Annotated in this window: 24 protein-coding genes; 4 read left to right on the top strand and 20 right to left on the bottom strand. The window is 63.0% G+C overall.

The annotated features are described in order from the left end of the window. Positions 1-8: 8 nt before the first annotated feature. The 12 genes from PJL15_RS02340 to PJL15_RS02285 all read right to left on the bottom strand — a co-directional run bounded on the left by PJL15_RS02340 (position 9) and on the right by PJL15_RS02285 (position 13370). On the bottom strand, positions 9-1352 hold the full coding sequence (locus PJL15_RS02340) for a NosD domain-containing protein (RefSeq protein WP_281449600.1): 1344 nt from the start codon (positions 1350-1352) through the stop codon (positions 9-11). Continuing rightward, positions 1349-2701: a NosD domain-containing protein gene (locus PJL15_RS02335; protein WP_281449599.1), complete on the bottom strand. Its 1353-nt coding sequence runs from the start codon at positions 2699-2701 to the stop codon at positions 1349-1351. The genes PJL15_RS02340 and PJL15_RS02335 overlap by 4 nt, the downstream gene beginning before the upstream one ends. Before the next feature lie 32 nt (positions 2702-2733). Further along, on the bottom strand, positions 2734-3687 hold the full coding sequence (locus PJL15_RS02330; protein ID WP_281449598.1) for a carbohydrate kinase family protein: 954 nt from the start codon (positions 3685-3687) through the stop codon (positions 2734-2736). Between the two features lie 12 nt (positions 3688-3699). Then, a complete protein-coding gene (locus PJL15_RS02325) occupies positions 3700-5259 on the bottom strand; it encodes a glycoside hydrolase family 32 protein (protein ID WP_281449597.1) in 1560 nt (519 codons plus the stop codon). 41 nt (positions 5260-5300) lie between these two features. After that, the gene (locus PJL15_RS02320; protein WP_281449596.1) at positions 5301-6341 is read right to left on the bottom strand and encodes a LacI family DNA-binding transcriptional regulator; all 1041 of its coding nucleotides are present in this window, start codon (positions 6339-6341) and stop codon (positions 5301-5303) included. Between the two features lie 71 nt (positions 6342-6412). Further along, complete coding sequence (locus PJL15_RS02315) at positions 6413-7276, bottom strand: carbohydrate ABC transporter permease (RefSeq protein ID WP_281449633.1); 864 nt, start codon at positions 7274-7276, stop codon at positions 6413-6415. A 68-nt stretch (positions 7277-7344) separates the two neighbouring features. After that, on the bottom strand, positions 7345-8232 hold the full coding sequence (locus PJL15_RS02310; protein WP_281449595.1) for a carbohydrate ABC transporter permease: 888 nt from the start codon (positions 8230-8232) through the stop codon (positions 7345-7347). Between the two features lie 80 nt (positions 8233-8312). Beyond that, complete coding sequence (locus tag PJL15_RS02305; protein ID WP_281449594.1) at positions 8313-9599, bottom strand: ABC transporter substrate-binding protein; 1287 nt, start codon at positions 9597-9599, stop codon at positions 8313-8315. A gap of 285 nt (positions 9600-9884) precedes the next feature. Continuing rightward, positions 9885-10277 carry a universal stress protein gene (locus tag PJL15_RS02300; protein WP_281449593.1) on the bottom strand — a complete coding sequence of 131 codons (393 nt, stop codon included), beginning with the start codon at positions 10275-10277 and terminating at the stop codon, positions 9885-9887. After that, positions 10274-11860, bottom strand: coding sequence for a tripartite tricarboxylate transporter permease (locus PJL15_RS02295; protein WP_281449592.1), 1587 nt, complete (start codon positions 11858-11860; stop codon positions 10274-10276). Before PJL15_RS02295 ends, PJL15_RS02300 begins: the two co-directional genes overlap by 4 nt. After that, on the bottom strand, positions 11860-12363 hold the full coding sequence (locus tag PJL15_RS02290) for a tripartite tricarboxylate transporter TctB family protein (protein ID WP_281449591.1): 504 nt from the start codon (positions 12361-12363) through the stop codon (positions 11860-11862). Before PJL15_RS02290 ends, PJL15_RS02295 begins: the two co-directional genes overlap by 1 nt. Then, entirely contained in the window at positions 12360-13370 is a 1011-nt protein-coding gene (locus PJL15_RS02285; protein ID WP_281449590.1) for a Bug family tripartite tricarboxylate transporter substrate binding protein, read from the bottom strand. The genes PJL15_RS02290 and PJL15_RS02285 overlap by 4 nt, the downstream gene beginning before the upstream one ends. Positions 13371-13627: 257 nt before the next feature. Here PJL15_RS02285 and PJL15_RS02280 point away from each other — a divergent pair, with 257 nt between their 5' ends. Then, positions 13628-15226, top strand: coding sequence for a sensor histidine kinase (locus tag PJL15_RS02280; RefSeq protein WP_281449589.1), 1599 nt, complete (start codon positions 13628-13630; stop codon positions 15224-15226). Next, positions 15223-15891: a response regulator gene (locus PJL15_RS02275; RefSeq protein ID WP_281449588.1), complete on the top strand. Its 669-nt coding sequence runs from the start codon at positions 15223-15225 to the stop codon at positions 15889-15891. The genes PJL15_RS02280 and PJL15_RS02275 overlap by 4 nt, the downstream gene beginning before the upstream one ends. Positions 15892-15964: 73 nt before the next feature. Here the strand turns inward: PJL15_RS02275 and PJL15_RS02270 are convergent, their stop codons facing one another. Then, positions 15965-16156, bottom strand: a complete 192-nt coding sequence (locus PJL15_RS02270) for a hypothetical protein (RefSeq protein WP_281449587.1) — start codon at positions 16154-16156, stop codon at positions 15965-15967. A 185-nt stretch (positions 16157-16341) separates the two neighbouring features. On the opposite strand from PJL15_RS02270, the gene PJL15_RS02265 reads away from it, so the two are divergent. Continuing rightward, on the top strand, positions 16342-16836 hold the full coding sequence (locus PJL15_RS02265) for a hypothetical protein (RefSeq protein ID WP_281449586.1): 495 nt from the start codon (positions 16342-16344) through the stop codon (positions 16834-16836). After that, on the top strand, positions 16815-17480 hold the full coding sequence (locus PJL15_RS02260; RefSeq protein WP_281449585.1) for a nucleotidyl transferase AbiEii/AbiGii toxin family protein: 666 nt from the start codon (positions 16815-16817) through the stop codon (positions 17478-17480). Before PJL15_RS02265 ends, PJL15_RS02260 begins: the two co-directional genes overlap by 22 nt. A 25-nt stretch (positions 17481-17505) precedes the next feature. On the opposite strand, the gene PJL15_RS02255 is transcribed toward PJL15_RS02260, so the two are convergent. The 7 genes from PJL15_RS02255 to PJL15_RS02225 form a co-directional block, all read right to left on the bottom strand. Next, positions 17506-17982 carry a heme-degrading domain-containing protein gene (locus PJL15_RS02255; RefSeq protein WP_281449584.1) on the bottom strand — a complete coding sequence of 159 codons (477 nt, stop codon included), beginning with the start codon at positions 17980-17982 and terminating at the stop codon, positions 17506-17508. Then, positions 17975-19021, bottom strand: coding sequence for a Gfo/Idh/MocA family protein (locus tag PJL15_RS02250; protein ID WP_281449583.1), 1047 nt, complete (start codon positions 19019-19021; stop codon positions 17975-17977). The genes PJL15_RS02255 and PJL15_RS02250 overlap by 8 nt, the downstream gene beginning before the upstream one ends. Positions 19022-19025: 4 nt before the next feature. Then, entirely contained in the window at positions 19026-19925 is a 900-nt protein-coding gene (locus PJL15_RS02245; RefSeq protein ID WP_281449582.1) for a TolB family protein, read from the bottom strand. 101 nt (positions 19926-20026) lie between these two features. After that, a complete protein-coding gene (locus tag PJL15_RS02240) occupies positions 20027-21025 on the bottom strand; it encodes a sugar phosphate isomerase/epimerase family protein (RefSeq protein ID WP_281449581.1) in 999 nt (332 codons plus the stop codon). Between the two features lies 1 nt (position 21026). Next, positions 21027-22268, bottom strand: coding sequence for a Gfo/Idh/MocA family protein (locus PJL15_RS02235; protein WP_281449580.1), 1242 nt, complete (start codon positions 22266-22268; stop codon positions 21027-21029). A gap of 30 nt (positions 22269-22298) precedes the next feature. Next, positions 22299-23420, bottom strand: coding sequence for a Gfo/Idh/MocA family protein (locus PJL15_RS02230; protein WP_281449579.1), 1122 nt, complete (start codon positions 23418-23420; stop codon positions 22299-22301). Next, positions 23417-24178 (bottom strand): sugar phosphate isomerase/epimerase family protein, encoded by a 762-nt coding sequence (locus tag PJL15_RS02225; protein WP_281449578.1) that lies wholly within the window; start codon positions 24176-24178, stop codon positions 23417-23419. Before PJL15_RS02225 ends, PJL15_RS02230 begins: the two co-directional genes overlap by 4 nt. Between the last annotated feature and the right edge of the window lie 52 nt (positions 24179-24230).

Genomic DNA, 24230 nt, shown 5'->3' with positions numbered 1-24230 from the left:
ACTGCTGGTCAGGGAGTGGGCCGGATGGCGGTGTCCGCGCTGTAGGAGGTGACAGCGGAGGCAGGTCCGCTGTCCAGGACCTTGGAGTGGCTCGTGGAAGAGTCGAGAACCACATGCTGGGCCGGGACGTTGCTCACCACGTGGTTGAGTGCCACCACGTTACTGTCCCCTCCCGCGACCAGTACGATCGTGGGCTGGGCGCCGGCAGGGACAACCTGGGCAGGTGGGACGTCATAGGCGAACAGATTGTTCGAAACAAGGTTGTTGTCGCCGGCCACATGAAGGACTCCGTAGAGATCATCCAGTCCGTTTGATCGGTTGAGAAATGGAGGGAAGCCCTCAACGCCTCGGCGGAAGTGGTTCGAAGTAATGAGGCTTTCTTTGCAGCCATTGAGCAGGCGCATGATGCCCGGGTAGAAGCCCTGAAGCCTGTTCGCAGTTACTGAGCATCGGTTGCAGCCCGTGAGTTGGATGAGGCTGCTTCCCCTGGGAAAGAGGTTGTTGCCTGTGACCAGGAGGCCCTCGTGGTTTTCGGCAAGGAGCGTTACGCCTTCAGGGCCTGCACCCATGAGGTTGTCGCTGACGATGGTGGCCTGCCCGGCACCGGTAAGCTCAACGCAGTTTCCGCACTCCGCGATCATGTTGTCGTGGACCCGGAGGGCATCCGCGCCGCGCACGATCAAAGCGTGCTCGAGGTACACGAACCCCATCCCAGTGATGTGCAGGGAATCGTTGTCGGAGGCCACCTCGATTCCTGTCCTGCCGTTCTTATAGCTGTTGGCATCCGGCGTGAACTCCACCCCGTCAAGGCAGAAATCCCTGAACACGATGCCGGAAAGCCGGGGACTTCCGCTCCGCCGGACCAGAAATGCCTGGGGTGCGTCCGCGGAGGTCAGGACGCGGATGTGGCTGCCGCCCGGCTGGATGTTGAGCCAACCGGTGGTGTCGACATTGTCTTTGATGCTCCGCGAAAAGAAGCCGTGTCCGAATCCGGCGATGGTCAGGTAATCGACGTCAACCACCACTTGCGTGCGGAGGTCGTAGTTTCCCGGCGGAATGATGATGACGGCACCCGGCCGGCTGTCCGGCGTCGACTGCCGTTGCTTGATGTCGGCGATGATGTCGTTGATGACCGCGCCGACGTCGGACTGTGCAGTGACCTTTGGCTGTCCCTTGATGCGCCAAGACGTCACGTCATAGGTGTTTGGCGAGGTCAGGGGAGTGCCTTCGGCTGCGTCCGCTTTGGGTGACAGCCCGAGGCTCAAGGCCGCCGCGAGGGTGCCGACCGCCCCTGTGCCGACCAGCAGCCGGCGGCTTGGATCTGCTGCGTCCATCTTTGTGACCGTTTTCATGCTTCTCCGTGGGTTGTGGGCGTAGCCCGGATGGCGTTGGCAGCCCTGTCCGCAAGTACTTGGGCTTCGCTGCCGGAATCGAGGATGGTGTTGCGGGTTGATTCGGGATCAACCAGGACAGCCGTCACGGCCAGGGCCTCAGCGGCGTCAGTCGCCAGCAGGGCGTCCACCTGTCCTTCGAAGCAGTCGTCGCTGGAAGTGGCGTGAACGTTCCTGGCAACCACGTGGTTGTTGGACACGAAATTTCCGGCGCCCTCGCGCAGCCGGATGGTGACCGGCGTCGCGCCTTCCGGACGAATGTGCTCCGAATCGATGATCTGTGAAAAGTGGTTGCCGATCACCGAGTTGTTGCTGCCGCTTACGCTGAGGACTCCGTGAAGATCATCGAGCCCGTTATCGATCCCCAGGAACGGCGTCCAGGGCTCGTGGTCGCGGAGGAAATGGTTGGTGGCCACGAGGTTTTCCGAGCTGTTCCGCTCCAGGACCACCATGCCGGGGTAGAAGGAATGGAGCCGGTTGTTGGTGATGCTGGAGCGCGTCACGCCGCTGAAAAAGACGCTGCTGGCTCCGCGTGGAAAAACGTTGTTCGCCGTCACCAGGAGCCCGCCATGGTTCTCCGCGTAGATCGAGTGGCCCTTGAAACCGGCGCCAATCAGGTTGTCGGTGATCTTTGACGCCTGTCCCCATCCGCGCAACTCAATGCAGCTGCCGCATTCCGCGATGAAGTTGTTGTGGATGGAAAGTGCGTCCGCGTTGTGGATGGTCAGGGCGTGTTCGAGGTAGATGAAGCCCATCTCGTTGACGCGGAAGGAGTCGTTGGCACTTGAGACGTGGATGCCGGTTTTTCCGTTGACGTACGTGTTTTCCGCTGGCAGCTCCGAGCCGTCCGGTGCGAAGTGGAGCCCATCGATGCAGAAGTTGGCGAACTCCACCGAACTGATCCGGGGGCTGCCCGTACGCTCCACGAGGAAGGCAGCTCCCTTGGCCGGGTCAGCGCCGTTGCCGGGAAGCTCAGGCAGGTCCACCAGGACCCGGCTGCCTCCGGGCCACAGCTCATGGAGATCGGGCCATTCGTCCTCGGGCACGTTGAACCTGATGCTTGAGGACGTAAACCCGTGGCCCGAGCCCTGGATCCTGAGGAAGCTGATGTCGATCAACACCTGGGTGCGCAGGCGATAGTCACCGGGCGGGAGGTAGATGACCGCTCCCGGCTTGCCGCCGTCGTTCACGTCTGAGGCGTTTTGCCGTTCCTTGATGTCGGCGATGATGCTGTTGATGACCTCGCCGACGTCCTCGGACGGGTCGCCGGTGGGCCAGGTGGTCACGTCGTAGTAGTTGCTGCTGGACATGGTGTGGATCCTCTTGATGGGGTTGAGCGTGGTCAGTTGGCGGGCTGGTGTTCGGCTGTTCCGGCCAGTTCAGGCAGTTCGGCCAGCAGCTCGTCCGACGTCGGCGGGTTGGCGCCCGCGCGGCGCACCGTGATGGCCGCGGCCTTGGTGGCGCGGCGGCCCAAGGACTCCAACGCCTCCGGTGTGAGCCGGTCAACGCCGGTGAGGAGAAGACCGTAGATCAGGGCGGACATGTACGAGTCCCCCGCGCCGATGGTGTCCGCCACCGTGGATTTCACGGACGGGACCAGGACCTGAGCGCCTGCGGTCGAGAGCATGGATCCTTCGGAGCCCTTGGTGACCACTACAAGTCCGGCCCCCAGGTCCAGGATGCGTTGCGAAGCGTCCTCGAGGGAGACCCCCGGGTAGAGCCACCGCGCGTCCTCGTCGCTGAGTTTGACCACGTCCGTGAAGGGAATCAGGTCCTCGAAGATGGCCTTGGCGCTGGCCTGGGTGCCCAGCAGGGCCGGGCGGATATTGGGATCGTAGGTGACAATGCATCGCTGATGTACCTGCCCAAGCAGCTCCCGTACCACTGCTGCTCCGGGTTCCAGGAAGGTGGCAATCGAGCCGGTGTGCAGGATCTTGGGCACCGTCATTGGAGCGATCCGGGGAAGCTCCCACTGGATGTCGAAGTCGTAGTGGGCTGAACCGTCCGACGCAATGGTGGCGGTGGCCGTCGCGGTGCGGCCGCCGAGGCTGGCGCCGCCCAGGAGTTCGACGCCGGCACTCGCCAGGTGCCGCTCGATGGCAGCACCGTGGTGGTCGTCTCCGATCGAGGTCAACAAAGCGGTAGGCACGCCAAGCCGTCCGAGGCCGTAAGCCACGTTCGCGGGAGATCCTCCCGGGTGTTCCACGCTGCCTTGGGACGAGACGACGATATCCACCAAGGCTTCGCCGACGACCACGACTTCTGTTTCCGGGTGGGTGTCTTGTACTTTTTGCATTCGGACTTCTCCTTAGGCGAGTGATGAAACCGCGAGCTTCAGAACTGTTGCAATGCCGCCCTCCGCGGCCAGCGAGTTCTCCTGGCTGTGGGCTTCCGGGAAGACAAGATCGGTCAGGACCACCTTTCCGTCCTGCGCGAAGACTTCCACGGAGCACTGATCCACCACGATGAGCAGTTTGAGGACACCGTCCTCCAAGCCAACGGGCGCGGATTCGACGGACGCGAACTTTTCGTGGAACGTGGTCTCTCCTGACCGGGAGCGGTCAAGGGTGAGCCGGCCATTGCCTGCGGCGTAGCTCAAGACAGTGCCTTGGCGGCCGTCGGAGCTGGCGAGCAGCCGCAGCTCAACACGCTCTGCGGTTCCCGGCGCGATTTCAGCTTCGATCACCTGGGCTGCACCCGGAACGGCGTCGGGCAAGCGCAGGGCTGATGCTCCCAACTCGATGTTGCCCGCGTGAAGCAGTTCTTCCTCCGAACCTCCAAGGACTGGATGCTGGACCAGCCGGGCGCCGCCATTCCCGGAACTTAGACGCAACTCGCGGGCAAGGGTCATGGAGGACCGCCAAGGTGCCGTGGGCAATTGGTTGGCGTAATCCCAGTTGTTCATCCAGCCGATGATGATGCGCCGGTCATCCGGGGCGTTGCTGAAGGACACGGAGGCATAGCAATCACGTCCCCAGTCCAGCCACAAGCTCTGCTGCAGTGCTTCCGACCGGGAAGCATCGTCCGGCAGCGAGGTGATTCCGGCAGGCGCCGCGAGTGAGCCTGCCTCCGGAACGAAACTGACGCCGTCGAACTGTCCCACGAAGTACTGGCCGCCCGAACCTCCCGCCACCGCACCGGGGTTGACGTTGACGATCAGTACCCAATTGACGTTCTCCGGATCCCCGTCCACCGGCAAAGGAAAGAGATCGGGGCATTCCCACTCGCCGGCGTCAGCGTTGGCCGGGCCAAAGTCGCTCAGGAAGTCCCAGGTTTTGAGGTCATCAGAGCGGTAGAGGACCACCTTCTGCTGCTGAGCTTCGACGGCGACCATCACCCAGCAGGAATCCTGTGCGCTTTCGTAGCGGAACACCTTGGGATCGCGGAAGTGCGCGGAGTCCCTGGTGAGAACAGGGTTCCGATCGTATTTTTGCCACGTCATTCCGCCGTCAACGCTGTACGCGAGGGACTGGGCCTGCGTGCCGCTGTGAACCGACCCTGCTTTGAAGGCGCTGGTGTAAATGGCCACCAAGGCCGGTGACTCCGCGGTGCCAAAACCGGAGGTGTTGCCGTGGTCCACCACCACGCTCCCGGAGAAGATGTCCTCTGTCTCATCGCCCGCGATGGCCACCGGATGTTCCGTCCAACGGAGGAGGTCGGTGGAGGTGGCGTGGCCCCAGGACATGTTGCCCCAGACGTTGCCGTAGGGGTTGTTCTGGAAGAACAGGTGGTACAAACCGTCGTGGAAAACCAGGCCGTTGGGATCGTTCAACCAGGTGTCCCGCGCCGTGAAGTGAACGGCAGGCCGGAATCTGGGTGTTTCGGCCGGGGCTGTTTCCGGGCGTGCGGCATCAAGGCTACTGGACATGTGGTGCGTTCCTTTTGGGACGTTGAAGGGCTGGGTGGGTGCTACCGGGGAGCTGCGACGGAATCGCGGCTTACCAAGGGGCAGCCCAGAATGGTCGGGTGGAGCGCCATCAAGGAGAGATCGTCCTTGCCCTCGATGGCGTCGATGAGGTGTTCAGTGGCCCAGGCCCCCATTTCGTAGTGGGGGAGGGCCACGGTGGTGAGGCCCGGATAGAGGTTGGCTGCGATCAGTTCCTGGTCGTCAAAGCCCACCACCGAAAGGTCGTGGGGGATACTCAGCCCCAGCTCGCTGGCGGCCCGATAGGCGCCCATGGCCATCCGGTCGTTGTAGCAGAACAATGCCGTAGGCCGGTCCGCCCGCGACAGGATCCGCTTGGCCGCTTCATAGCCGCCGTGCACCTCGGAGACCTCGGACTCCACAGGTGCCGCGTCGCCGTCGAGCCCTGTTTCGGTGAGCATGGCCCGGAAGGCCTGCAGCCGCTGGCGGGTCGCCGGAACGTCGTCGGTGTTGTTGATGAAGCCCACTTTGGTGTGGCCAGCGTCCAGGAGTGCTCCAACAGCGGCCCGGGCACCTCCGTCTTCGTCCGGGACCACGGCCGTGATGTTCCCGCCGATGGCCACGGAGTCCACCAGGACAGAGGGGACGCTGCCAAGGTTGGCCGGGAGTTCGACGTTGCGGTGGTACATGGTGGCATAAAGGATCCCGTCCACGCGGCGTTCCAGAAGGGCTTGGACATCGGCTTGCCTGGACTCGAGGCTCGCTGATCCCGGGGTATTGATGATCATCAGGTTGTAGCCCCTGGCCTTGGCGGCTTCGTCAGCACCGAGGATGATCCGGCCGGCGTGGGGAGTCGTGGCGATTTCCTCGCTCACCAACCCCAGCATGCCGGTCCTTTGCGTGCGGAGGGCCTGGGCCAGGCGATTGGGCCCGTAACCGAGTTGTTCGGCCGCCGTCCGGACCTTATCCCTGGTTTCTTCGCTGATCCGGGCGTAAGAGACCTCGTTGAGAACGTGGGAAACGGTGGTGACGGACACGCCGGCGGCGACGGCAACGTCCTTGATACCGATGTTCTTGCTGCTCATGTGGCTCCCACGTCCTTATGGTTTGTGATGCCCCGGAGGGGCTATCAGTAGGCTACTGCTTGATGGTGGCGCTAGCCCTTGACCGCGCCCAGCGTCATGCCCGCTACGATCTTGCGCTGCAGCAGGAGCGTCAGCAGGATGACCGGGATCGAGTAGACCGCAGCCAGGGCAGTCATGGAACCCCAGTCCAGTCCGAACTGCGTCTGGAAGTTAGCGATGACCACCGGCGTTGTTTGGGACCGGATGGCTGTCATCAGGAGGGCGAACAGGAACTCGTTCCAGGAAGCCAGGAAGGCGAAGATCGCCGTGACCGCAATACCGCCGGACACCACAGGGATCACCACCCGCCACAGTGCGCCAAGCCGGCTGCACCCGTCCACGGTTGCGGCTTCTTCCAAGTCACGGGGGACGGATTCGAAGAAGCTGGACATCAGCCAGATGGAGAGGGGAAGCGAGATGGTGGTGTGTGCAATGGACAGGGCAATCGGGGTATCTGCCAAGCCCACGGAAGCCATCATGGAAGCCAGCGGAATGCCGATGGCCACCGGAGGGACCATGCGGGTAACCAGAGCGGCCATGATGAACACCTGTCCGCTGGGGGTCTTGTACCGTGTGATGCCGTAAGCAGCCGGAACGGCCAGGACCAGGGACAGCACGGTGCTGATTACCGCTGTTTGGATGCTGTTGATGAACGATGCCACCACGCCGCTGCGGCCCAGGGCGTTGGTGTAGTTCTCCAGCGTCCACTCCCGGGGCAGGATGGTGGGCGGAACGGCGATGGTGTCGATCGGTGTCTTGAATGACGTGAACAGCAAGTACAGGAACGGGAAGCCGTAAAGCACCATGGCCGCGGCCAGCAGGATCCACAGGATGGTCCGGGTGCTGCGCCTGCCGGCTTCGAGGCCTTCCCGGTTGACTCCCCGCCGTCTCCTCATTGGCGGTTCGGTGGTGGAAACGTTCGACGACGGCTGCTCAGGTTTGGTGGCCAGGCTCGCGTTGCTCATCAGTTGTCCTTTCCTGGCCGCCAGATGGTGGCCACTGCAACGAAGGCAATGGCGAGCATTGCGAGGAGGTAGATGGTGCCCATGGCGCTGGCCAGGCCGGGGTCGCCGAAGCGGATCATGGTCCGGTAGATCAGCAGGCTCATCGTTTCGGAGGCCGACTGGGGTCCGCCGTTGGTTTGGATGAGGATGGTGTCGAAGGCCCGCGCGGCGTCAATACCGCGGACCACCAAGGCAACGGCGATCACCGGACGCAGCAGGGGAAGGATGATCCGGAACAGGAGTGCCGGAGCCCGTGCACCGTCCAGGCGGGCAGCCTCGAGGAGGTCGCCCGGGATGTTCTGGAGGCCCGCGAAGAGCACCAAGCACATGAAGGAGGTGGTGAGCCAGATGTCCGGGATGGCAACGGAGAACAACACAATGTTGGGATCGGACAGCCAACCGATCTGGTTGGGGTCGGAGAGGATGCCTGCCTGGTGGAGGAGCGTTCCGATGAGGCCGAAGTTATCGATCATCAGGAATTTCCACAGCAGGCCTGCCACGATCGGGGCGATCATCAGCGGGTAGAGGAAGACGGTCCGCCAGATCTGGGATTTCTTACCCAGCGTGGTGAACAGCAGGGCCATGCCCAGGCCGAGTGCGAATTCGAGGGTCACCACCACCAGGGTGTAGGCGAGGGTCCGCCATCCGGCATTGGTGAACGCTTCGGAGGTGAAGGCGGTGACGTAGTTCTGGAACCCCACGAAATCGCGGGGTCCGCCGGCGATGGGGGAGATCTTGAAGAAGCTGTCAGCCACCAGGCGGAAGAGCGGGTAGGCCACAAATACGGCCAGGAACAGTGCCGCGGGCGTCATCAGATAGAGGGCGAAGCGGCGATCGGAGATACGCACGGTATTTCTTTTCTGCTGGTTGGGACCGCGGCCGGCACTGTTTTTCGCGCGGTGCGCGTGCCGGTGCCGGCCGCGGAGTTCTACTTCAGGAGGTCCTGGATCTGCTTCTTGGCATCGGCCAGGAGCGCCGAGGTGTCTCCACCGGCCACGGCCTTCTGCAGCAGCGGGATGAGGACGGTGTCAACGATCTGCTGCCACTTGGCGGTTGCGGGCCGGGTGGCTGTTGCCGGAGCGTTGAGGGTTTCAATCAGCGGCTTGAAGCTCTCGTAACCAGGCTGGTCCTGGTACTTCTGGAAGGCACTGATGCGGGAGGCCAAGCCAAGCTTGGATTCAATTCCCTTGTCGTTGTAGTCGTAGGCGCACTTGATGAACTTCTTGGCAGCGTCCGTGTTCTTGGTTGTCTTGGGAACTGACAGGTACCACGGTCCCGGAACGCCTGCGACGCCGGCGCTGCCGCCAACCATCGCGGCGGCTCCTACCTTGCCTGCCACGGGAGCATCGGCGGGGATCTGCCGGTACGCGTGGGCCCAGAAGCGGGTCATGGCCGTCTTGCCCTGGTTGAACAGGTTTTGCGCTGCAGCCCAGTCAACCTGTGCAGCACCACTCGGGGCGTCCTTGGCCAGGCTTACGTAGAAGTCCAGGGCTTCCTTGTGGGCGGCGTTGTCGATGACCACGTTGTTGTCCTTGTCCAGGACCATCGGTGAGCCGGCCTGGAGGACGTGGGCCAGCCATTCGGTTTCCACGGCGCCTTTGACGTCCGTGCCGTACATTCCGTCCTTGGTGAAGAACGCGGAAATGTCCTGGTACTGCTTCCACGTCTTGGGGGCAGCGAGCTCGTAGCCGTACTTGGCCTGGAAATCACTCTTGTTCTTGGCGTCCTCGAACAGGTCCTTGCGGTACAGGATGATCTCGGCATTGGTCCAGGCAGGCATGCCGATGAAGTGGCCGTCCACGTTGGCTTCCTTCACCAGGGCGGGGAAGATGTCCTTCTTGACGTCATCGGTGAACAGCTCATCGATGGGCTGGACGGCGTCCTTGAAGCTTGGCAGCCATACGGAATCCAGGGCCGCGACATCGAAGGACACGTTGCCCGAGGAGAACTCGCTGGAGAGGCGGTTGAACATGCCGTCGTAGGGGAGTTCGACGAAGTTCACGTCCACGCCGGCGTCCTTTTTGCACTGCTCGGCTACGCCGGTTAGTTCGGCGTGGCCGCCGGCCTCGACCAGGACGTTGATGGAGCTGGAGCCGCCGGAGCCGCCCGACGATGGTGCGGGACCGCCGGCGCCACAACCGGTGGCAACGAGTGCGACGGCGGTGCACAGCCCGCCGAGGGTGACGAGCTTGGAGATGGTGTTTCGAGTGGACATCGCTGTCGACTCACTTTCTCTTGAACGGAAATTGCAGAGAGATGAGGGGTAACACTTTTTGGCTTGAAAAATCGTTTTGCCAAAACGACTTGGCACTCAGATTAGGCCCATCCTTGGAAGGCTGTCAACGGTTGGTTATCAGAAAATTTCAGCCCTTGACGATGTGCCAGAGGCGGAAATAGAGTGACTGCACGTCTTGGACAAATCGTTTTGGCAATTTTGGCATAAAAAACGACGGCGGCCGGTCACCAAAGTGACCAGCCGTCGTCGTGCGTCGTGAAACTCCTAGTCCGCCTTCACGGCAAGGACCGGGCAGTCCGCCTCCAGGAGGATGCGCTGGGACACGCTGCCCATGATGAGCTTGCCCACCGGGCTGCGGCGCCGGAGGCCGATGACGATCAAGCCGGCGTCATGTTCCTCGGCAGCATCCAGCACCTCCGCCGCTGCGTCATGGCCGCGGATGGGTTGCTTGATGATGTGCTGAATGCCGTGTTCGGCCAGCCGGTCCTCGATGCTCTGGATATCCGGCTCCTGCGCGAAGCGGTTGTCCACCAGGGCATCGCCCTTGGAGGAGTTGATGACCAGCAGGGTGTCGTTGCCCTTCTTGGCCTCGGCAATCGCTTGCGTCAGTGCTGCTTCGCCTTCCGGCGTGGGGACGTATCCCACCACGATGGTCATGGTTTCTCCTGTTTGTGCTGGACCGGGGTGGTCTCGTGGTGGATTGATTCGGGCCCTGCATGGCTGTCCGGACTGGACGGTACAGCGGGCGCTGCCGCCGGGCGGTTCCGCCGAATGAGCCTGAGCACCAGCGGCCAGGCCAGGATGATGCCGATGATGACGTAAATCCCGACGGCGATCGGCTCGCTGAAGAGCCCTGCCGGGTCGCCGGCGCTCAGCTGGAGGGTCTTGCGGAGCTGGCCTTCCAGGCGCGGACCCAGGATGACGCCGAGGATGAGCGGCAGTACGGGGAGCCCGAACCGACGCATCATGAACCCCAACGCGCCCAGGACCAGCAGGATCACCAGGTCGAACGCCTGGAGATTCACCGAGTAGGCGCCCAACGTGGCGAAGAACAGGATGCCTGCGTACAGGTAGGGGCGGGGCAACTGGAGCAGCTTGGCCCACAGCGGTGCCAGGGGCAGGTTGATCAGCAGGAGCAGCAGGTTGCCGATGAAGAGGCTCGCGATCAAGGCCCACACCAGAGGTCCTTGGCTTGAGAAGAGCTGCGGGCCTGGCTGGATGCCGTAGGACGTGAACGCTGCCAGCATCACAGCGGCCGTGGCGTTGGTGGGCAGGCCGAGCGCCAGCATGGGGGTGAGGGTGCCCGCGGCGGCCGCGTTGTTCGCAGCTTCCGGTCCGGCCACACCTTCGATGGCTCCATGCCCGAATTCTTCAGGGTGCTTGCTGAGGCGCTTCTCGGTGACGTAACTAAGGAACGTCGGAATTTCGGCACCACCGGCGGGCAAAGCCCCGAACGGGAAACCGAATACCGTGCCGCGAAGCCACGGCTTCCAGGAACGTTGCCAGTCCTTCTTGCCCATCCACGGACGGCCAACGGGAATGATGTGCAACGGGGTGCGGCGCAAATGGGCGGCTACCCAGAGTGCCTCGCCCACGGCGAAGATGGCCACGGCCACCACAACAATGTCCAGTCCGTCAGACAACAGCGGAATGCCGAACGTGAGGCGGCTCTGACCGGTCACGGAATCCAGGCCCACCAGGCCGATAGCCAAACCGAGGCCCAGAGAGGCGAAGCCACGCAGGCGTGACTTGCCCAGGACTGCGGTGACGGCCAGGAGCGCCAGCATCATGATGGCGAAGTAGCTGGGGGAGCCCAGGCTGACAGCGAACTTCACAACGATCGGTGCGCAGACGGCAAGGAGGGTGGTGCCAATGGTGCCCGCCACGAACGAGCCGATGGCCGCCGTCGCAAGCGCCTGGGCGGCGCGTCCCGCCTTGGCCATCTTGTTGCCTTCGATGGCCGTGACCACAGACGACGATTCGCCGGGAGTATTCAGCAGGATCGACGTGGTGGAACCGCCGTACATGCCGCCGTAGTAGATGCCGGCGAACATGATGAACGCACTGGTGGGTTCAAGCGCGTACGTGACCGGAAGCAGCAAGGCAACGGTCATGGCCGGGCCGAGTCCGGGGAGGACACCCACAGCGGTGCCCAGAATAACGCCGATCATGGCGTACATGAGGTTCAAGGGGGTCAGGGCGGTGGAGAAACCGTCCATCAGGGAGGACCAGACGTCCATCAGAGGATTCCTTCCAGGAGCCCGGCCGGCAATGCAATGCCGAGGCCGAGGTAGAAGCCGTAGAAGGTCAGCAGGGAAAGCGCCACGGAGATGATTCCGTCACGGATGTAGCGGCGGCTGCCGAGGGCCAGGACGCTGCCCCAGAAAAGTACGGTGCCGGAGATGACCCATCCTGCCCAGTCGATGAGCAGGATGTTGAGCAGGAAAGCTCCAGCCAAAGGCAGGACAGTCTTCCAGTCGGCGGGGTGGGCCAGGTCCACATCCTCGCCGCCTTCAGCCTCGCCTTTGCCGCCACGCAGGACGTTGATGGCCAGCAGGACGGCACAGACCACCAGTAGTCCGGCAACGATGAACGGGACAGTCTTTGGACCCACCGGATCCGATTTCGAGTACGGGGTCACCAGGCCGTTGGCGTCCAGGAAGACAAGGACCCCGACCACGCCGAGCAGGTGGGCAACCCCCAGCTCGGCGCGGCCTTTCAAGCCTGTTACTGCAGAGCTCACGCCAAACCAAGCTTGGTGAGGACGTCAGCCACCCGCTTGTCCTGGTCGGTCAGGAACGTCTTGAACTCATCACCGGTGACAAAGGCATCCGTCCAGCTGTGGGTCTTGAGCGCTTCTTTCCAGCCCGCGGACTCGTGCATCTTCTCGAGTGCGGCAATCAGGGATTTCTTGTCCTCGTCGCTGATACCGGGAGGGGCCACAACGCCGCGCCAGTTGCTGAACACGAGGTCGATGTTTGATTCCTTGAGTGTGGGGGCATCCACGCCCTCAAGCCGCTTTTCGCCGCTGGTTGCAAGGACGCGGACCTCTCCGGACTTGATCTGCTCCAGGTACTCACCGGCACCTGAAGCGGCGAAGCCCAGCTTGTTGCCCAGGATGGCGGGCAGGAGATCGCCGCCGCCGTCGTAGGAGACAAAGTTGACCTTGGTGGCGTCGATGCCTACGGCACCGGCCAACTGCATCGGCAGGAGGTGGTCCGGACCGCCGGGGGAGGAGCCGCCACCTACGGAGATCGATGCGGGATCTGCCTTCCAGGCCTTCACGAGATCGTCAATGGTCTTGTAGGGGGAGTCCTTGCTGACCATGATGGCGCCGGGCTCTTCAATGAGCTTGGCCAAGGGGGTGGTGTCCGTCAGTTTGGACTGGGACTTGTTGGTGTAGCTGGCCCCGACAACGCCCAGGCCCATGAGCATGGTGAGATCGCCATTGCCCTTTTCGTTCACCACACGTGCCAGGCCAACAGTGCCGCCCGCGCCTGCAAGGTTGAACACCTCGGTGTTGCTGGCGATCTTCTCGTCGTCGAGTACCTTGGCTGCTGCCCGGGCGGTGGTGTCGTAGCCGCCACCGGGAGTGTTCGGAACCATGATCTGGAGGCCGGTGATGGGTCCGGCGGCAGCGCCGGAGCTTTCAGAACCAGTGGAGTTCTTGCCGGTGGCACCGCAACCGGTGGCCATCAGGGCGAGACCGGCGGCGACGGCGGCGACTCGCAATGCGCGGATCTGGCGCATGGTGTTCCTCTTCTCAGTTTTGAATTCTCTGCAGGGCGATCAACGTTGTGCCCCGTGAATCGATGCTAGGGGTGGGCGTGACGGCGATCACTCTTGTGTTCGCAGTGATCTTTAAGTTCATTGCGTTCACGGTGTTGGATGGTCGCCTGCAGCTCTGGGGTATAGTTCCGATACGCCACGCGGGAGCGCCCCAGACACCCCGCACTCTGGCACCACCTAAGGAAATCTCAGTGACCCGACTGGCTCGAAGAAGAGGCATGTCCCTTGCCGGACAATACCTTGTGCTGCAGTTGCTGATTGTTTTGGCCGTCCTGGTGGCAGTGGTGGCAATCTCCCTGGCACAGTCGGCCGCCGCCTTTGAACGGACCGAGGGACGCCGGGCGTTGTCGGCAGCTGAAGCCCTGGGCAACAACCCCACCGTACGCGAGATGCTCCCTGCCGCGGAGCCACGCGGCGGCTCCGCACTGCCCGCCGTCGCCGAATCCGTTAGGACCGTTTCAGGCTCGGCGCACGTGGCCCTCGCCAAGCTGGACGGCACAGTGATCACTGCCTCCGATCCCGGCCTGATCGGCAGGCCTTTGCCATTGGGCGAGAGCAGGGTAATGGAAGGGCGGGCCTGGACCGGTGTCCTCAACGGCAGTACCGGGGCGGTCCTGTCGGCGCATGTGCCGGTAATCGACGATTCCGGTCAAATGATCGGCATCGCCTCCATCAGTCGCAACTACCCCTCCACCCTGGAAAGACTCGGCGACGCCGTCCCCAACCTCCTCACTTATCTGGGAGTGGCCAGCATCCTGGGAGTTGCCGGTTCGCTTCTTCTCTCCAGGCGGGTAAAGCGGCAGACCCTCGGCATGGAACCAAGGGAAATCACTGGACTGGTGGAAAACCGCGAGGCCATGCTGCAAGGCCTGAAGGAAGGCGTGGTGGCCTTGGATCCGCACGAGAGGATCACGGTAGCCAACCAAAGTGCCCGCCAATTGCTCGGCCTGCCCGACGACTGCGTGGGCAAGAAGCTCCGGTCCCTGCCCGTCGATTCTGCGCTGAAGGTGGTGCTCACCCGCGAACAATCGGACCCTGACCAACTGGTGTTGGTTGGGGAGCGCCTGGTGGTGATGAACCGTGTTGCCTTGCACTCGCACGGACGCGACATCGGCTCAGTGACCACTTTGAGGGACCGCACCGAGCTGTCCTCCCTTGAAAGTGAACTCGGTGCCACCCGCACGGTTACCGATACCCTTCGTGCACAGGCCCACGAATTCGCCAACCAACTCCACGTCATCTCCGGACTGATTCAAATCGGCGAATACGATTCCGTGGTGCAGTTCGTCAACGGCGCCACTGTGGAGCGCACCCGGCTCAACGACGACGTCACCAGCCGCATCGAAGATCCCGCGCTCGCCGCCCTGCTGATCGCCAAAGCCAGCCTGGCCACCGAGCGCGGTGCCGACCTGAAACTGGATCCCCGGTCCGCGCTTCCGCGCGTCAAGGATGAACTCTCCCGGGACATTACCACCGTGGTGGGCAACCTGGTGGATAACGCGTTCGACGCCGTCACGGGTCTCGCCGGCGCATCGGTCAGCGTACTGGTGGTGGACTCGCCGGAGGGTGTCGCGGTGACCGTCCGGGATAACGGCCCCGGCGTGCCCTCGGGTTCCGCCGAGGATATTTTCCAGCAAGGCTACTCCACTAAGGAACCGGGACCCGGGGATGCACGGGGTTTTGGCTTGGCGCTTTCACGGGTCATCTGCCGGCGGTCCGGTGGGGACTTGACCGTGTCCAACGACGCCGGTGCAGTATTCACCGCACGATTCAGCAAGAACCAAACGGGTTTGGATAAAGGGGCACAACAACAGTGATCAAGGTCCTGATTGTCGATGACGACTTCATGGTGGCCAAGGTGCATGCGGGCTTCATCCAACGAAGCCCCGGTTTCGGGGTGGTGGGAGTGGCCCACACAGGTGCGCAGGCGTTGGCGGAAACGCAACGGCTGCAGCCCGACCTGGTGCTGCTGGATATCCATCTCCCGGACATCAATGGCTTGGACCTGATGCACCAGTTGCGGGACGTTGCCCCGGATCTTGATGTGCTGGTGATCAGTGCTGCCCGCGAGGTGGAGACGGTGCGGAAAGCCCTTCGCGGCGGCATAGTCCATTACCTGATCAAGCCGTTCTCACAGTCCGATCTCCAGGAGCGGTTGGAGCACTATCTCAGTGCCTACCAGGGGCTGGATGCTTCCAAGGTCGAGGCTGAACAATCCGACGTGAACAGGGTCTTTGGCCTCAGTGTTTCCGAGCGTTCGTTGCCCAAGGGCTGCAGTGGTGAGACGCTGGAACTTGTCGAGTCCGCATTGAAATCAGCGCCGGGTGACCTTTCCGCAGCGGAGGTTGCCGAGCAGTTGGGTACGTCCCGGGTCAGTGCGCGCCGCTACCTTGAGTACCTCCACGACGAAGGTGCGCTGGACGTGAGACTTAGGTACGGCGTCGGGCGTCCTGAGAGGCGGTACGTGCTCAAGGGGCGGTGACCTGCTTGCCTAGCAGACGGCCCCCAGCAGGCTTCAGCTGTCGCGGCAAACAGCGCCGTGAAAGCACCGCCATCTATCGCAGCGGATCATGCGGTTTGCCACTTTCGATGGCCCCTATGAGTGCCCGCATCGTTCGAGAGATCGTCGAGCGGACTTCCTCGTCGTGGACGATTCCGTCCTTGCCGACGAGTGCCCGTGGCACAGGGATGTCGACGCAAGCCTGTTCGACAACGTTCGCGCCGGTGTAGTCCAGCACGGTCCGCAAGGAGGCATATGTACCCGCGGCGTGGGTGACGTCGCAGCTCCGAGACGTAGCGGGGCAAAGGGTCCCGATCCGAGTCAGGGTTAAAGTGCGGGAGGTCCAGGCGAAGTGCGAACTTTGACCCCCGCACGAGTGTCATGACACCCCTGTAGAATGGGACTTGAGCACTCCTTGGAAGGGAGATCACTATGTCGGCGGGCACGCCCAGACGCTCCGTCCGTATTGAGGACGAGCTATGGAACCAGGCACACGCGAAGGCGGCCAGGGAAGGCACCACCGTAGCTGAACGCGTGCGTGCCGGGCTCCGCGAATACGTACACGGACCAGAAATCAGGCACACAATCGCCGATTCCCTTGTCTATCTCGTCCCTGGATCCCTGGAAGACCTCAAGGGCCCAGCATCAGGCACTATCGAACTGCCAATCCATCTGGACTGGGGACCTGAGCGTCGCTACGACGTCGCCGATGATGCGAGCTGCAGGTCCCTCTACCAGCTGACGCTGCAGAACTCAGGGTCCACGGAGGAGATGGCAGAGATCATTAACGCTGGCAGACTGGTCAGTTTGTGGCCCTCCATACGTCTCCCGGAACGTTGCCGTCAGCTATGGAGTGACGCCTTTGCCCAACTGCCCAGGCATCGCGAAAGCAAGGAACATCCCGCATGGACGACGCTCAACGCGTAGCAACAGAGCTAGCCCTGTCCGTTCTCGACGCCGAGGGGTTCATCCTCGCTGGTGGACAGGCCCTTGCCGAACACGGTGTCATCAGCCGTATGTCCGATGACATTGACCTCTTCGCCCAGTACCGGAGCCACACCCCGCAGAGCTTCGCAGCTTCCGTGGACAAGATCACGCATGCGCTTGACGAGGCGGGGTACTCGGTAGAGGTCACCCGTCAATACGAGGAGTTCGCCAGCCTTACCGTGACCAAGTTTCAAACGGCCGTTGTGATTGATCTAGGACTGGACTGGTGGGAGAACAAACCCGCAATAGTGGACATTGGGCCGGTCATGTCACTGGAGGATTCGGTGGCTTCGAAGTTGCTCACCGTCTACTCACGCGGCTACGCCCGTGACTACCTCGATGCCTACTCCATCCTCAGCAGCAAACGCTTCACCCCGCAGCAGCTGATTTTGCTGTGCCAGCGCCGAGACCCGCACCTGGACCTTGAAATGCTCGCTGCGGCCATGACCGGCCACCGCATACTCGCCCCCACAGAGTTCATTAAGTACGGGCTTCCCGAAGCTGAGCTTCCACAACTGGATCAGACGCTTACAGGCTTCGCAAAAACCATAGGCCAACACGCTTCCACGACGGTTGTCGAGTGACCAAAATGCTCGACGGAAGCCCGTCTTAAACCCCCACCGTCTTCAGGTAGTTCCTGATCCCGTCCACCACGAGCTGATGATCCTCGTCGGAGCTCAGGCCGGACACCGTCACAGCACCGATCACACCTGCACCACGCACGCGGAGAGGGAAGGAACCACCCGCCAGCGTATAGTCCTCGTGGGCCAGCCAACCTCCGCCCACCGGGCTGTGGCCCCGGCCAGCGAATTCCTCGGAAAGCAAGGCAGTACTGTGCTCAAACCGCAGCACCGAAGCGGATTTCCGTCGGATCCACTCTTCCTGGTCGGACGTTGCGCCGGGCAGGACGCAGCGGAAGAGCACGATGTTGTGCCGGCGGATGTCGATGGCCACACCGAACTCCGAAGCGATGGCATGGTTGGCGATCAACGAACCAAGCCGCCAAGCGTCATGGTGGTCGAAGCTCGCAAAGACCAGTTCTTCTTCCTGCTGGCGGAGTTCGGCGAGCCGTGGTGAATCAGTCATTGTGGTTCCCCTCCAGGGCTGCGTCGGCCAGGATAGCGTCCGCCTCGTAGCTCAGCCCGATCTGTCGGCGGATCTCATCCATGGCGGCCATGACGGCGACGGTCTCAGCCGGGGGCAAGATGGCTCCGGCCGTCTCGCCGGCCTTGACCAGACGTTCCAGTTCAGCGGCCTGGTACTGCATGCCACGGCTGCTCACTGCTTGCTCGTACCGCTCCACAACGCTGCCATCCACCGCGTGAACCGTGAACGGAACGGGGTTGTACCAAGTGTGCTCGATGTCGATCCACCCTTCGGTGCCGATCACCAGGGCACGGTTGGCGCTGGCCGCGTCCAGTTCGCAATCCACCAAAGCCTGGGCGCCGCCGTCGTAATCAAATATCGCCGCAGTCTGGCGGTCGACGCCGGTGGCTGTCATTGATGCGCTGGCGCGGATGGCAGACGGGGTGCCAAGAACGTCGAAAGCGAAGGAGATGGGGTAGATGCCAAGGTCCAGCAGGGCACCGCCGCCAAGGGCGGGATCGTTGAGCCGGTGTGCAGGGTCTTTGGGCAGGCTCTGGTTGTGGCTGGCCACCACCTTGCGGACCTCGCCGATGGTCCCGTCAGCGATGATCTCGCGGATCCTGACGATGTGCGGCAGGAACCGGGTCCACATGGCTTCCAAGGCCACAAGTCCCTTGGATTCTGCAAGATCCACGATGTCCTGAGCTTCGCGGGCGTTCATGGTGAACGACTTCTCCACCAGCACGTGCTTGCCCGCGTTCAATGCCAGCAGGGCATTCGCATGATGGAAAGGGTGCGGCGTGGCGATGTAAACCACGTCAACCAAAGGGTCTGCCACCAGGTCTTCATAACTGCCGTGCGCCGTAGCCACACCATATTGCTCCCCGAAAGCATGGCTGGACTCCGCTGAACGCGAGCCGACGGCCTGCACGGTGAAGCCGTTGTCCTTCAAGTCCTGCGTCTGCAGCCCGGCGATGAATCCGGTGCCCAGGATGCCCCAGCGGATTGTTCCGTCGGAAGCGCCGTTGTTCAAGGTCACGTAGTCAGTCCTTTGTTGAGTCAGTGATCGGGTACGCCACAAACGCAAAGCGCCCGGAATCCGGCGACCAGCTGTTGACGTTGAGGGTACCCTGACCGCCCAAAAGTGGCCATGTCCGGAGTGGGGTGGTCCAGTCCTCGGTCGAAACAAGTACGACGTCGACAGACAAGTCGGCTGGGTGGCCCACCGTTCCGCTGGGGAACCGGACGTAACTCGCGTAGCGGCCATCGGGGGAGAGATGGGGGAACCAGTCGACGGTTGCGGACTCAAGCAGTTGCTCGAATCCGGTGCCGTCCACGCGAATCCGGGCCAGCTGGGCATGGCCTTTGGCCGTGGTGAAGGATTCCGTGTTCAGGTACAGCCACTTGCCATCGGGTGCATACTCCGGCCCGTCGCAGTGGCCGGTGCCGACGTCGATGCGCTTGGCCCCGAAGCCGGCGGCAGCACCGCCGTCGGACGCCATGGTCATGAGGTGGCCCGGTTGCGTGAAGTCTCCGCCCTCGATACCTACGTAGGCCAGCTGGGCGCCGTCAGGGCTCACACCATGGAGGAAATGGAAGGATCCACCGTCCTCGGTGAGGCGTGTGGCCGGGCCGCCGCTGAGCAGGGCGCGGTAGATGTGGCCGTCGTTGGCGGAAAGGAAGATGTTTCGGCCATCAGGTGCAAGCACGTGGTCGTTGTTGAGGTCCGGGCCGCCGCTGATCGGAATGTGCGCAAGTTCGCGGGTGTCCGTGTCGAGACGCCACAGCTTCCCGTCTCCGTTGAGAATCAATGCCGAACCGTCGAACGTCCAGTTGGGGGCTTCAAGGAGGATCTCATCGGTGCTGAACAGCAGCTCGGTTTCGCCGGTCACGGAGGCTGTCCACACTTCGCAACGCTGACCCGGTTGAAGGGTGCGGATCACGGCTGGCTCCTTGCCATTTTGATGGGAGTTTTTGTACAGATAACGCCCTAAAGAAGGCTTCTAAAGGGCGTCATCTGTATAAAAACTCCGGAGGGAGGCGGTTAGTCCTGGCTGAACGCGGCGTCGAAGGAGGTTTGTGAGGCGGGGAAGTCGAACTTCTTCAGGGCGGCGAGGGCTTCGGGGGCGCCGTGGAGGCGGTCCATGCCGGCGTCCTCCCATTCGATGCTGATGGGACCGTTGTAGCCGATCGCGGTGAGGGCGCGGAAGGACGCTTCCCAGGGCACGTCTCCGCGTCCGGCCGAGACAAAGTCCCAGCCGCGGCGGGGGTCGCCCCAGGCCAGGTGGGAGCCCATCACGGTGTTCCGGCCGGTGAAGCGGAGCTTGGTGTCCTTGCAGTCCACGTGGTAAATCCGGTCTTTGAAGTCCCAGATGAAGGAGACGGGATCGATGCCCTGCCACATGAAGTGGGAGGGGTCCCAGTTCAGGCCGAACGCTTCGCGGTGGCCGATCGCTTCGAGGGTTCGGACGGTGGTCCAGTAGTCGTAGGCGATTTCGGAGGGGTGGACTTCGTGGGCGAAGCGGACCCCGTTCTCGTCGAAGACGTCCAGGATGGGGTTCCAGCGGTCGGCGAAGTCCTGGTAGCCGGCCTCGATGACTTTCTCCGGGACGGGCGGGAACATGGCCACGTACTGCCAGATGGAGGAGCCGGTGAACCCCACCACCGTGTCCACGCCCAGCGCTTTGGCGAGGCGGGCGGTGTGCTTCATTTCTTCGGCGGCGCGTTGGCGGACGCCTTCGGGGTCCCCGTCGCCCCAGACCTTGGACCCGACGATTGCCTGGTGGCGGAAGTCGATGGGGTCATCGCAGACTGCTTGGCCTTTGAGGTGGTTGGAGATGGCCCAGACCTTGAGGTTGTACTTCTCCAGGATGGCGAGTTTGGACTCGACGTAGCCGGGTTCGTCCCAGCGCCAGGCGTCCAGGTGGTCTCCGGAGACGGCGATTTCCAGGCCGTCATAGCCCCAGCCCGAGGCAAGGCGCGCGACTTCCTCGAAGGGGAGGTCGGCCCACTGGCCGGTGAACAGGGTGTACGGGCGGGGCATGTCAGGCTCCTTCAATAGTGGTTGCGGTGGCGGTGTTCGTTGCGTGCGTGGAGAGTTGGATCAGTGAGCTTTTCGCGGCGGCGGACTCTTCGATCGCGGCCAGGATGTGTTGGACCTTCAAACCCTCTTCGAACGACGGCGAGGGTGCCTCACCGGAGGCGATGGCGGACAGGAAGTCCCGGATCTGGTGGGTAAAGGTGTGTTCCCAGCCGATGATGTGTCCCTGCGGCCACCACGCTTCAAGGTACGGGTGCTCGGGCTCGTTGACCAGAATCCGCCGGAAGCCCTGCTCCCGGACCGGGGCTGTGGCGTCCAGGAAGCCGAGTTCGTTGAGGTTCTCCAGATCGAAGAGGATGGTGCCCTTGTCGCCGTAGATCTCGAGTTTGAGGGAGTTTTTCTGCCCGGTCGCTACGCGGCTGACCTCAACTGAGGCGATTGCTCCAGAGGCGAGGGTCAGCGTGGCCCAGGCGGCGTCGTCGACCGTCACATCCTCCAGGGCGCTTTCCGGATCAGCCGACCGGGGGCGGCGGTCCACGAACGTGTGCAGGCGGCCCGAAACCTCGGTGACGTCGTCCCCGAGCAGATAGAGGACTTGGTCGATGGCGTGGGAGGCAATGTCCCCGAGGGCGCCGGATCCTGCGGTTTCCTTGCGGAGGCGCCAGGTCATGGGGGATTCGGCGTCGGATAGCCAGTCCTGCAAGTACGCGGCACGTACGTGGCGGACGGTCCCGAGGCGGCCTTCGGCGATGAGTTCGCGTGCCAGGGCGAGGGCGGGGACGCGGCGGTAGTTGAAACCGATCATCGACTGGACGCCGCGTTTTCGTGCAGCAGCTCCGGCGGCGACCATCAGTTCGGCCTCACCAAGGGTGTTGGCGAGGGGTTTCTCCACAAGGACATGTTTGCCGGCGTCAAGTGCTGCGATGGCGATTTCGGCGTGCATCCAGCCCGGAGCGCAGATATCGATGATGTGGATGTCGTCGCGCTCGATGACTTCACGCCAGTCGGTGGCGGACTCGGCCCAGCCGTACTTGGCTGCGGCTTCGGCTACTTGGGTGGCGTCCCGGCCAACGAGTACTTTCTGCTCGAAGGCCGGGACGTCGAAGAAACTGGCCACGTTCCGCCACGCATTCGAGTGCGCCTTTCCCATGAATGCATAGCCAATGGCGGCCACGCCGAGGGGGCGCGAGGCCAGCGAGGGCGCCGGTCGGTCGGAAGGCAGGGACGAGTCAGTGGGCGTGGTCATGGTTTCAGTCTCTTTCTATCGCCTTGCGTGCTAGAGCGTTGCTGTTTCGGGTGCCCAGTCCTCAGGGAGGGCCGCCGAAACAGGTGCGTTGCTGGTGACGTCCACGAACGAGCCCGACTCCACGGACTCGGCGATCGAGACCATGGAATCCAGCACGTGGTAGGCGAGGTCGCCGGTGGCTCGATGGGCGGTCCCGGCGCGGAGGGCCCGGGCCATGTCCAGCACGCCGAGGCCACGGCCTTGGGCGGGACCCGTCGCGGCAATGATCTCGGGTTCTTCCGCGCCCGGTCGCCAGAGCTTCAGGTCGCCGTCGAAATAGTTCGGGTCCGGAAGGGACAGCGTGGCTTCGGTGCCGGTTATCTCCACGAAGCCCATCCGCAACCGCGGTGACTCGAAGGAGAAGACGCTGTGGCTGGACTGGCCGCCCTCGAACTGCGCCATCGCGGAGACGTGCGTGGGGACTTCGACGGCGAATTCCTCTCCGGCCTTGGGACCGGAACCGATCACGCGGGTGGCTTTGGCGGAGGAGCCGACGGCGGCCACCTTGCGGATCGATCCGAAGGTCTGGATCAGTGCGGTGAGGTAGTACGGGCCCATATCGAACAGCGGACCGGCGCCGTGCTGGAACAAGAACGCGGGGTTCGGGTGCCAGGACTCCGGACCGGGGGTCTGGAATGTGGTCATGCCGGTCAGTGGGGTGCCGATATCACCGCGTTCGATGATGCGGCGTGCCGTCTGCAGGCCCGCGCCGAGGAACGTGTCCGGGGCCGTGCCGAGCCGGATGCCTGCGGCGTCGGCTGCCTTGAGCAAGCCCAGGCCCGATTCGCGGTCCAGCGAGAACGGCTTTTCGGTCCACACGTGCTTGCCCGCGTTCACGGCGGCGGTGGCCACCTCCACGTGCGCCGCCGGGATGGTCAGGTTCACGATGATTTCGACGTCGGGATGGTTCAGTGCCAGCTCCGGGGCGCCGAACTCGGGAATGTTGTATTCCTTGGCGCGGGCCTCGGCGGCCTCGACGAACAGGTCCGCGATCACCAGGACCTTCAGGTCCGGGAACGTGGTGAGGTTGTCCAGGTACTGCTTGCTGATGTTGCCCGCACCGATGACGGCGACGCCAACCGGGCCCTTGCGGGTAGAAGGGGTGAAGCTCATGCCTTGGCTCCTTCAGTCTGTGCGGTGCTGGCAGCGGCGGTCAGGTAGTTCAGGGATTCGGTGATGCCTTGGAAAATGTCACCGGAATAGTCATCGAATTCCACCACTCCGACTTCCAGGGACTTGGCGGCGGCGATCACGTCCAGGACCGGGATGGTGCCCTGGCCGGCGGGCTGCTGTGCCTTGATATCGGTCGTGGCGGGGCCGTCCTTGATGTGGATGAATTTCACTCGGTCACCCAGGCGGGCCAGCAGTTCCACCGGGTCCTGGCCACCAACGGCTGCCCAGTACGTGTCTACCTCAAGAACCAGTTCCGGATCCAGCAGGCCTTCGAAATACTCCAGTGCGGTGGTGCCTTCAATGGTGGACTCCAGCTCCCAGGCGTGGTTGTGGTAGCCAACCCGGATGCCGTATTCAGCACCCTTCTTCGCGGCCGCGTTGAGCTTGGCCGCGGTGGCCTGGATGGTTTCGGCGTCCTGCCAGTGCTCGGCGGGGAGGTAGGGATCGATCACGGTAGTAATGCCCAGTTCCTTGGCGGCCGCGAAGATCTCGTCCTGGTCCTGGCTCAGAAGCGGTGCGTGGCCGGAAGGAGCCGTGAGTCCATTCTCCTTCAGGGCCGTTCCGAGCTCTGCTGCGGTGGCCACGAAGTTGTACGGCTCAACCTGGGTGTAGCCGATCCCGGCAACCTTCTTGATGGTTCCCGGCAGGTCCTCGGCGATGGCGTTGCGGAGCGTGTACAGCTGGAGTGAGTAAGACATGGGATTCCTTTGTGGTGTTTCGGTTCTTTAGGACAGTGTTCTCAAAGACAGT

Source organism: Paenarthrobacter nitroguajacolicus (assembly GCF_029952445.1).
Taxonomy (GTDB): domain Bacteria; phylum Actinomycetota; class Actinomycetes; order Actinomycetales; family Micrococcaceae; genus Arthrobacter; species Arthrobacter nitroguajacolicus_B.
Note: the sequence above shows the minus strand (reverse complement) of the source record. Positions and strands in the feature narration are given on the sequence as shown.